At 75.8% G+C, this 10073-nt stretch carries 9 protein-coding genes; 1 reads left to right on the top strand and 8 read right to left on the bottom strand.

The window, feature by feature from the left end:
• The coding region (locus tag J0670_RS18615) for an alcohol dehydrogenase catalytic domain-containing protein (RefSeq protein ID WP_374223124.1) at positions 1-439 on the bottom strand (439 nt) is incomplete at its 3' end.
• A 124-nt stretch (positions 440-563) separates the two neighbouring features.
• Between J0670_RS18615 and J0670_RS18610 the strand changes: the two genes are divergently transcribed.
• Positions 564-1136 (top strand): TetR/AcrR family transcriptional regulator, encoded by a 573-nt coding sequence (locus J0670_RS18610; protein WP_207812745.1) that lies wholly within the window; start codon positions 564-566, stop codon positions 1134-1136.
• Positions 1137-1142: 6 nt separating this feature from the next.
• Here the strand turns inward: J0670_RS18610 and J0670_RS18605 are convergent, their stop codons facing one another.
• From J0670_RS18605 to J0670_RS18580, 7 genes are all read right to left on the bottom strand, one after another.
• Positions 1143-2501 carry a DUF2252 domain-containing protein gene (locus J0670_RS18605; RefSeq protein WP_207812744.1) on the bottom strand — a complete coding sequence of 453 codons (1359 nt, stop codon included), beginning with the start codon at positions 2499-2501 and terminating at the stop codon, positions 1143-1145.
• A 199-nt stretch (positions 2502-2700) separates the two neighbouring features.
• Positions 2701-4332 (bottom strand): multicopper oxidase domain-containing protein, encoded by a 1632-nt coding sequence (locus tag J0670_RS18600; protein ID WP_307806578.1) that lies wholly within the window; start codon positions 4330-4332, stop codon positions 2701-2703.
• On the bottom strand, positions 4329-4802 hold the full coding sequence (locus J0670_RS39300; protein WP_243437198.1) for a hypothetical protein: 474 nt from the start codon (positions 4800-4802) through the stop codon (positions 4329-4331). The genes J0670_RS18600 and J0670_RS39300 overlap by 4 nt, the downstream gene beginning before the upstream one ends.
• A 222-nt stretch (positions 4803-5024) precedes the next feature.
• Complete coding sequence (locus tag J0670_RS18595; protein WP_207812742.1) at positions 5025-7574, bottom strand: FtsX-like permease family protein; 2550 nt, start codon at positions 7572-7574, stop codon at positions 5025-5027.
• Entirely contained in the window at positions 7571-8371 is an 801-nt protein-coding gene (locus J0670_RS18590) for an ABC transporter ATP-binding protein (RefSeq protein WP_207812741.1), read from the bottom strand. Before J0670_RS18590 ends, J0670_RS18595 begins: the two co-directional genes overlap by 4 nt.
• 130 nt (positions 8372-8501) lie before the next feature.
• Positions 8502-9239: an aminotransferase class IV gene (locus tag J0670_RS18585; protein WP_207812740.1), complete on the bottom strand. Its 738-nt coding sequence runs from the start codon at positions 9237-9239 to the stop codon at positions 8502-8504.
• Positions 9232-10073 (bottom strand): GNAT family N-acetyltransferase (locus tag J0670_RS18580; RefSeq protein ID WP_207812739.1); only part of this gene is annotated, 842 nt, incomplete at its 5' end. The genes J0670_RS18585 and J0670_RS18580, both read right to left, overlap by 8 nt.

Raw genomic sequence — 10073 nt, 5'->3', positions numbered from 1 at the left:
GCATGTACCGGTGGAGGAACTGGAAGGCGGTCAGCCCGGCCATCGGCACCGCGGCGGCCTCGACGTGTCCGAGGGCGGCGGGCTTGCGGGCGAGGTGGGCAGCGGGCGCGACGGCGTACTCGGCGTAACCCGACGGCCTACCGGGGAAGTTGACGAGGCCGAACACCTCGTCGCCGACGTTCCACCCGGTGTCCGGCCCGCCGAGGTCGACGACCACGCCGGAGATGTCGGTGCCGAGGACGAGCGGCAGCGGCCAGGAGGGCCGCAGCTCGGCGGGGACGTCCGTGAAGCCGCGCCGCGCCTTCCAGTCGAGCGGGTTGACGCCCGCCGCGTGGACGCGGACGAGCACCTCACCCGGGCCCGGCTCCGGCCGGCCTACCTCCTCGTCGTACACCAGCGCCTCCGGCCCGCCCACGGCGTGCAGCCGAACGGCTCCCATCGTCGCCACCGTACCCATGTGAACCCCCAGACATCAGGACGGACGACCCCGGCTAGAATCCGGAGCGGTGTTCCGGAATCAGTGAAACGGAACACTGCTCCGCTTGTCAACGACAAGGATTCCCATGCCCCTTGAGCCGCGCGCCCCCCGCGCCGACGCCCAGCGCAACCGCGACCGGATCCTCGCCGAGGCCGCCGCGCTGGTGGCCGAGCAGGGCACCCAGGCCTCGCTGCGCGACATCGCCCGCCGCGCCGGAGTCGGCCTCGGCACGCTCTACCGGCACTTCCCCACCCGGGAGGACCTGCTGGCGGCCCTGCTCGGCGACCACTTCGACCGGCTCGCCGACCGGGCCGACGCCCTCGGCGCCGAGGGGCCCGCCGAACGCGCCCTGATCGACTGGCTCTCCGAGTTCGTCCTCCGCGCGGGCGCCCACCAGGGCCTCCCCGCAGCCCTGATGGCCACCCTGGAGGACCTGGACTCCGCCCTGCACGCGAGCTGCCAGCGGATGCGGCAGGCCGGCGGCCGCCTGCTCGCCGCCGCCCAGCGGGAGGGCGCGGTCCGCCCGGACGTCACCCCGCTCGACCTCTTCGCCCTCGCCAACGCCCTGAGCTGGGTCACCGACCAGGCCCCCACCCTGGCCGAGCGCCGCGGCCACCTCCTCCACCTCGTCCTGGACGGCCTGCGGGCCCGCGACTGAACGGCGTCACACCCCCCGGGTCGCGGCGATCCGGCCGGTGTCGATCGCCTCGACCAGCTCCGCGTGATCGGCGACCGTGCGGTCCGCGTAGCGGAGGGCGAAGTCGGCGACGGCCTCCGCGAAGGTGTCGGCGGTGCCGAGGTAGGCGGCGATGGCCAGGCGGTCGCCGGTACGGGCGTGGGCGCGGGCGAGGGTGCGGCCGCACAGGTCGGCGTAGGAACGCAGCAGAGCCGGGGGCATGGTGTCGATCTCCAACGAGCCCTTCATGTCGCGCAGTTGGCGGGCGTAGTAGTGGCGTCCGCCGGGGCCGACGGTCCAGCCCAGGAAGATGTCGCTGTAGGCCTGCATCAGGTGCTGCCCGGTGACCACCCGGCGCCCGCCCCGGTGGGCGGCGACCTCGGCGTCGACCCGGGTGGGCGGCAGGTGGTCCTCCAGCACGGACCGACCGGCCTCCTTGAGCTGGAGGAACAGCGGGTCGCGGGTGTCCCGGCCCTCCAGCAGGACGATGTAGCAGCGCGTGCCGACGCTGCCGACGCCGACCACCTTCATCGCCGCGTCCACGAAGCGGTAGCGGTCCAGCAGGACGCGGCGGTCCTCGGCGAGGGTGGCCCGGTAGTCGCTGAACACCTGGCCGGTGTCCCGCAGTTCGGACTTCTTCAGCGGCTCGATCAGCGGCGGCTCGCTGACCATCCGCCGCCGCCCGTCCCACTCCTCGGTGAGCTTGCCGAAGGCCTGGAGACTGGTGCGCCGCCGGGCCTGCGCGAGTTCGGCCGCGACCTGCTCGCGCTGCCGGGGCTTGCGGATGAGCCGCAGCAGGTCGGCGGTGTCGACCCGGCTGTACCAGACGTCGAGTTCGCCCAGCCCGGCCAGCCGGCGCATCGCCTCGGCGTAGCCCCGTACGGCGGTACGGGCGGCGCGCCGGGCCACGGCGTCGTCCTCACCGCGGCCTCGGGCGGCGACGACGATGCTGGCGGCGAGGCGTTTGACGTCCCACTCGAAGGGGCCGGGGTAGGTCTCGTCGAAGTCGTTGACGTCGAAGAGCAGCGCGCGTTCCGGCGAGGCGAACACGCCGAAGTTCAACAGGTGCGCGTCGCCGCAGAGTTGGACGGTGAGCCCGGTGTCGGGGACGGCTGCGAGGTCGGCGGCCATCACGGCGGCGGCGCCGCGCAGGTAGGCGAACGGGCTGTCGGCCATCCGCCCGTAGCGGATCGGCAGCAGCCGGGCGACCCGGTCGGTGCCCTGCGCCTCCAGCACGTCGAGCGGGTCCGGGCGGTCGGCGGCCGGGATCCAGCGGCCGTGGTCGGAGCGGGTGACCCGCTCGCGGGCGGCCCGGCCGCTGCGGCGGCGTTCGGCGGGGGTGGTCATGCGGCGGCTCCGTCCGTCCCTGGGTCTGTACGGGGGTATGCCCGGAAACGGGCACACCCCATCGCGGCGCTAGGACGGACGTTAGGGGCGCGCTGCCGGAGGGCGCAGCGCGGCGGCCCCCGGCACTGGGCCGTACGGATGAACGGACGGGTGGATGAACGGACGGGCGGATGCGCGGCGGGGCGGATGCGCGGCGGGCTCACTCCACGGTGAAGTCGGCCATCATCGCCATGTCCTCGTGCTCCAGGTTGTGGCAGTGCAGCATGTACGTCCCCGCGTAGTCGGTGAAGCGCACCAGCACCTCCACCGCCTCGGCCGGGCGGAGGTCGACGGTGTCCTTCCACCCCGCGTCCCACGGTCCCGGGCCCTCGCCGTTGCGGCCGATCACCTGGAAGTGGTTGAGGTGGACGTGCACGGGGTGGTGCACGTCGCTGGAGAAGCGCCAGCGTTCGACGGTGCCGAGGGCGGGCGCGGCGAGGCTGTGGCCGGGCCGGTACGGGTCGCCGTTGATGGTCCAGCCGTCGCGGCGGCTGCGGCGGAACCTGAAGTCGCGGGTGGCGACGGCCTCGGAGGCGTCCAGTTCCTCGACGGTGGACAGCCGGTCGGGCACCCGGGCGTCGTCGACGACCGGCCGCGAGGAGACGTCGAAGCACATCACCTCGGCGGTGCGGCCCTCGCCGAAGCGGTTGAGCAGGCGCACCCTGGTGCCGGGCCGGTAGCGGGAGAAGTCGACCACCACGTCGAAGCGTTCGGCCGGGGCGATCTCGATGGCGTCGTGGGCGATCGGGGCGGCGAGCAGGCCGCCGTCGGAGCCGATCTGGACCAGCGCGTCGCCGCCGGGGGGCCGCGGGTCGAGTTCGAGCCGGTAGAGCCGGGCGTTGGAGGCGTTGAGCAGCCGCAGCCGGTAGTGCGCGCGGTCGGTGTCCAGGCGGGGCCAGGGCGCGCCGTTGACCAGGATGACGTCGCCGAGCACGCCGTTCATGTAGGCGTCGGTGACGCCGGGTTCGGCGAGCGTGGGGTCCTCGGCCGGGTAGCGGAAGGAGCCGTCGGCGGCGAAGGAGCGGTCGGCGAGCATCAGCGGGAGGTCGCGTTCGCCGCGCGGCAGCGGCAGGGCGTCCTCCTCCTCGTCGTGGACCAGGTGGAAGCCGGCCAGGCCGCGCCAGACGCCGGGGCCGGTGAAGCCCATCCGGTGGTCGTGGTACCAGAGGGTCGCGGCGCGTTGCCGGCCCGGGTAGGTGTGGGTGCGCTCGCCGACCACGGTGTCGCCCTCCGCGTGCGGCATCCCGGGCATTCCCTGCATTCCATGCATTCCATGCATCCCGCGCATGTCCGCCATCGAGGAAGCGGACGAGTCGGACGCGTCGGGCGAGTCGGGCGGAGCGGCGGAGCCGACCGGCAGCAGCAGGTCCACCGGGTAGCCGTCGCTGTCGGCCGGGGTGTGCCCGCCGTGCACGTGGACCACGGACGGCACCGGCAGTTCGTTGCGGTGTCTGACCACCGCCGTCCGCCCGGAGCGGGTGACCACGGTCGGCCCGGGGAAGGTGCCGCCGTACGTCCAGGCCTCGGTCCTCACTCCGGGCAGGATCTCCAACGAGGCGACCTGCTGGGTGAGTTCGTAGTGGTCTCCGGTCTCGTCGGAGAGCGCCGGCCGGAGCACGGCCGGCACCGGCAGCGGGGCCCGGAAGGCCTCGGGCAGGTCGAGTTGGCTGCGGAGCAGCCGCCCGGGGCGCCCCTCGACGAGCAGCCGGGCGGCCGAGGGCCCGGCCACGGCGGCCAGCGTGCCCGCGCCGAGCACCGAGGCGCCGAGGCCCAGGAACCGGCGGCGGTTCACCGGTTCACCTCCAGCGGCCCACCGGGGCGCGGCAGCCGTCCGCCGTCGTCCTGGCCGCTGTCGCGCAGGACCGCCCGGGCGGGCAGCGGCAGCCGCCAGGCGCCGACCAGACCGAACAGGATGCCGCTGACCAGCAGCACGCCGAGGGTGACGTGCGCGCTGACCGCCCGCGCGTAGCCGGCGCCGATCTGGCCGACGACGGCGAGGGCGAGCAGCGCGGTGGTCCACAGCGGCCAGCGCGGCCCCCGGCCGGGCCGGAGCACCAGCGCGGCCACCGCCAGTTGGAGCACGACCACGGTGGCCAGCGCCATCGCCGCGCCCTCGTGGCCCTTGAGGGAGTCGTAGGTGCCGTCGAGGAAGCTGCCGGCCAGCATGGTCTGGAGCAGGGCCAGCAGCGCCAGGGCGGCGGTGGAGATCCGCAGCAGGATCAGCGGCCAGCGGGGCGCGGAGGCGGCAGGGGGACTGCTCATGTCGGGCTACTCTCTGCGTCGGCGGTCGGTCGGGGCGGGCGAGAGCGTAGCTGATCATCCGTCACGGTCGGTTGAATCGAAGGCGCTTGGCCTTGATCACCACCCCTTCGTGCCCGGTCCCTCCGACGGTCGTCCCCCGTTCGGCCGCCACCCGTACGGCCGTCACCCGTACGAGGGGGCGCCCTCGGGTCGTTCCCGAGAGCGCCCCCCACGCGCGGCCCGCTACTGCCGGGCCGCGCCCGCCGCCACCGGCCGCGTGCGCAGCAGCAGCCGGGCGGGCAGTCCGGTCGCGCCCAGGCAGAGCAGGACGGCTCCGGCGGCCAGCGGCAGGGCGAGGGTCGCCGGGACGTACGGGGAGGTGCCCGCCACCCCCCGGGCGACCGGGACCAGCGTGATCCAGGCGATCACGGTGCCCACCGCCAGCCCGGCCGCGGCGACCAGCAGCGCCTCCCAGCGCAGCATGCCGCGCACCTGGCGCCGGGTGGTCCCGGCCAGCCGCAGCAGCGCGACCTCGCGGCGCCGGTCCAGGACGGTCATCACCAGGGTGTTGGCGGCGGTGACGGCGGCGAACCCGCCGAGCACCGCGGCCATCACGGTGTTCGCCCAGCCGCTGATCTCCATCTCCTTGTCGGCCTGGGCGACGAACCCGGCCCGGTCGGTCACCACCGCGCCGCCGAGCCCGCCCAGCGCGGCCGCCACCGCCGTACGGTCGGCGCCGGGCGCGTCGGCGACCAGCACCTGGCTGTCGTACCCGGCGGTGACGTGCGCGGCGACGGCGGCGCGGGGCAGCAGCGCCCGGCCGAAGCCGAGGCCCCGGTCGTACACGGCGACCAGGGTGGGGCGCACGGCGGTGCCGTCACCGAGCCAGAGCGGAACGCGGTCGCCGACCTTCGCGTCCAGCGCGTCGGCCAGGGTGGCGTCCAGGGCGACGGTGTCCTCGCCCCGGCCGAGGTCGGCGAGCGAGCCGCTGCGCACGCCCAGGTCGAGCACCCCGGGCAGCCGGGCCGGATCACCGGCCACGCCGAGAGCGGGGGCGGAGCCGAGCTGGCCGCTCTGCCGGTAGACGACGCCGGTGCGCAGCACGCCGACCGCGCTGTCCACCCCCGGCACCTTCGCCGCCCGCTCGGCGGTGCCCGCGGGCAGGCCGGGGCCGGCGGCGGCGAGCACGTGGTCGGCGGTGATGCCGGTGCGGACGTTCTCGCCGGTGGTGTGGCGCAGGGTGCTCTGGAGCACCAGCAGGGTGCCGCAGAACGCGGTGACCAGCACGATCGGGGTGATCGCGGAGGCCAGCCGACGGGCGTTGGCACGGGAGTTGTCGGCGGCCAGCGAGCCGGTGGCACCGCCGGCCCGCAGCGGGGCGCCGAACACCGCGGCGGCGATCCGGGCCAGGTGCGGGCCGAGCAGGGCGACGGCCAGCATGAAGCACATCACCGTGCCCTGCGCGGTCTGGGCGGCCTTGGCGCCGTCCAGCGCGGCGGCGACGGTGGCGGTCGTCACCCCGCCGGCGACGAAGACCAGGCCGAAGACGGTACGGACCTTGCCGGGCCGGGGCGGCTCGACGGCGGCCTCGCCGAGCGCCTGCCCGGGGCGCAGCCGGGACGGGCGGCGCGCGGCCAGGAAGCCGGCGGCGAGCGCGGCGAGGGTGCAGGCGAGGACGGCGGCGAGCATCGGCAGCGGGCCGACGTCCAGCCGGACGCCCGCCGGGACGGCGCCGCGCTCGGCCAGCTGGCCGAACCACCAGTGGGCGAGGGCGAGTCCGGGCAGGACGCCGAGCGCCCCGGCGACGGGGGCGACCAGCATCGCCTCGGTGGCGATGGTGCGGCGGATCTGGCGCGGGGTGGCGCCGATGGCGCGCAGCAGCGCGAACTCGCGGGCGCGCTGCCCGGTGGCGAGGGCGACGGTGCTCATCACCACGAAGACGGCGGTCATGGTGGCGTAGCCGCCGAAGACGCCGCCGAGCTCGGTCAGCAGGGTGCGGGCCTCGCCGAGGGCGGGCTGTTCCACGGTGGCGCGCTCGTCCCCGGTGAGGACCTCGGCGTCGGCGCCGACGGCCTGTCGGACCTGGGCTGCCAGGGCGGCGGTGGCGACGCCCTCGCGGGGCTGGACGGCGACGGCGTCGATCCGGCCGGGGTGGCCGGAGAGGCGGTCGGCGGTGGCGTCGGCGAACCAGGCGGTGGGCGCTGCGGATCCGGCGGCGGGAGCGGCGGCGGTCTGGGCGGCGGCGAGGCCGGAGACGCGGTAGCTCGCGGTGCCGCCCGGCGCGGTCAGGGTGATGCTCGCGCCGGGCGCGAGGTGGGCGGCGCGCGCCGTGTCAACGTCCAGCACCACCTCGTTCACGCCGGGCGCGCGGCCCTCGACCAGCTTGTCCTGCGGTCCGGCGATGCCGAGCGCGGCGTAGCCCCGGCCGGTCAGCGCGGGCACGGCAGGAACGGCAGTCAACGGGAAGGCGGTGTCCGGGCGGGCGGCCGCGACCCCGGGCAGGGCCGCGATCCGCCCCACCAGCGCGGCGTCGGTCCGGGCCCGCTCGAGCGTGGTCTGCCGCTCGGTCTCGGTGTCCTCGCCGACCTTCCGCTCGATCGTCACCTCCTGCCGGGCCGCCACCACCACCGGGCTCGCGGCGTAGCGCACCGGCTTGAGGCCGGCGGTCAGCCCCGTCTGCAACAGCGTTCCGCAGGCCACCACCACGGCGGCGCCCAACAGCAGGGCCACCAGGGTGCCCGCGAAGGAGGCGGGGCGGAAGCGCACCGAGGCGCGGGCGAGTCCGTTCGTCATGCCGCCGCTCCCACCGGGCGGGCGGTCAGCGCGACCATCCGGTCCGCGACGGCCTGCGGGCTCGGGTACGGCAGGTCGTCCACGAGCGCGCCGCCGGCCAGGAACAGCACCCGGTCCGCGAAGGAGGCCGCCACCGGGTCGTGGGTCACCATGACGACGGTCGCGCCCAGGTCGTCCACGGCCCGGCGCAGCAGACCGAGCACCTCGTGCGCGGTACGGGTGTCCAGCGCGCCGGTCGGCTCGTCCGCGAACACCACATCCGGGCGGGTGATCAGCGCCCGGGCGATCGCGACCCGCTGCTGCTGGCCGCCGGACAGCTGCCCGGGGCGGCGCCGGGCGTGCTCGCCCAGGCCCACCTGCACCAGCAACTCCCGCGCCCGGGCGCGGTCCTGGCGCTCACCGGCGAGCCGCTGCGGAAGCAGCACGTTCTGCTCGACGGTCAGCGAGGGCAGCAGGTTGAAGGACTGGAAGACGAAGCCGATCCGGCTGCGGCGCAGCTTGGTGAGCCGGTTCTCGCTCAGCCCGGTCAGCTCCTCTCCGCCGAGCCGGACCCGGCCCTCGTCCGGGCGGTCCAGACCCGCCGCGCACTGCAGGAAGGTCGACTTGCCGGAGCCGGAGGGGCCCATGACGGCGGTGAAGCTGCCGCGCCCGAGCGCCAGGTCGATCCCGCGCAGCGCGTGCACGGTCTCGCCGCCGCGACCGTAGCTGCGGCGCACCCCGAGCAGTTCGATCGCGGGGCCGGCCTGCGGCGCGGCGGCGTATGGATCGGCGGTCGGGCGGTCGTGGCGGCGTGCCATGGAGGGGGCCTTCCTTAGGGAATCGTCGCTGGTCGGCGACGTGTTCCACGCTAGGGAGGCGGGCGTTCGCGAACCATGGAGGCCGCTGGCGGACGCGGGGTGGGGCTATCCCTACCAAGTGGGGCTGTCCCTACAGCTCGTCGGCGGCGATCCCCAGGTAGGCGGCACGCAGTTCGGCGAGCCGAGGGTGCGCGGGGTCGAAGGCGGTGGAGTCCACGGCGGCGAGCGGGCGCGGGCCGACGCCCGCGTTCACCGCGAAGGCCGCGTCGAAGCGGCCGAGCTCCGCCACCCGGACCGGCTCGCGGGACTGCGGACCGCCGTACGCCCCGGCCAGCAGCGCCTCGGTGACGCCGGGCAGGCTGGGGCCCTCCGGCCACACCAGGCGGTCCCCGGCCAGGAAGCCGACGTTCCAGGTCGCACCCTCGCTCACCAGGCCGTGCTCGTCGGTCAGCAACACGTCGTCGTACCCGGCGAGTTGGGCCAGGCGGCGGTGGTGGACCAGGCCGAACAGGCCGACGTGCTTCACCTCGGGCAGCTCGCGCCGGTACACCGTCGCCCGTGTCCGTAGCGGGGCGGGGGCGGCGGGGCGCTCCAGGCCGAGCGCCGGGTCGTACACCGTCACCCGGACGATCACCGGCGCGCCGTCGGCGGGCAGCACCGCGCGGATCCGCTCCCGCACCGCCGCCCGGTCCAGCTCGGCGGCGAACAGCGTCCGGCAGTCGCGGACCAGCCGGTCCAGGTGCAGCTCCAGCCCGCGCACCCGGCCCGCCTCCACGCGCAGGGTGGTGAAGTGCCCGTAGTTGAGCAGCCCCAGGGCGGCGAGCCGCGCCGGGTCGGCGGGCGTGCCGTCGATCTCGATCTCAGCCATCCCCCGAGTCTGCCAGCTGAGGGGAAGCCGCCGGGCCGGGGCCGGGGTCGCGGTTGGTCTCGGGGTCGGACTCGGGGTTGAGCCCGGGTTCACGCTCGGGCGGCCGCACCGGGCGGTACGGGCTCACCAGTGTGCGGCCCGCCGCGCGGGCGACCTGCTCGAACTCCTCGATCTTGTAGGCCAGGCCCTCCGGTTCGCCCGCGTCCGACCAGCGCCACGCCTCCGCCCACCACTGCGGCCCGCGCACCAGCGGGCGGCCCGCGAGCGCCAGGTACAGCGCCAGCGTCGAACGGGCGTACTCGTGCACCCAGCCGTCACAGCCCCGGTAGTCGGCGGTCTCGTCCAGCCGCAGCCAGCGGCCCTCCTGCCCGGCGGCCAGTATCGGCACCCAGCCGCGCGCCCGGTCCGCGACCAGCAGGAGCAGCCGCCCGTCCTCCTCCCGCACCCGGTGGAGCGGGAGTTGGGGCATCCGGGCCAGCGAGATCGACCGCTTCCAGCCGACCACCCACAGGCCCCGGCGCAGGTAGTAGCGGACGGCCGACTGCCAGCTCCAGTGCGCCTCCAGCCGGAAGCCCGGCAGACCCTCGGCCGTCGCCGCCCCGTACACCTCGTCCAGCGCGGCGGCGGCCAGCCCCCGGCCGCGTGCCTCGGGCCGCACGTAGAGGGAGGACACGGCGAGTTGGCTCGGACCCTTGGTCCAGTTGTCCACCGCGACCGTCCCGGCGACCGCGCCGTGCTCGTCCAGGATCCAGTACCGGCGCCGGTACAGCTCACCGCCCGGCCACTCCCGGCCGCTCTCCCCCAGCCGCTCGCGCCAACCGCGCTCGGCGGGCG

The organism is Streptomyces sp. FH025 (genome assembly GCF_017427025.1).
GTDB lineage: Bacteria > Actinomycetota > Actinomycetes > Streptomycetales > Streptomycetaceae > Kitasatospora.
This window is presented reverse-complemented; position numbering and strand designations above follow the sequence as displayed.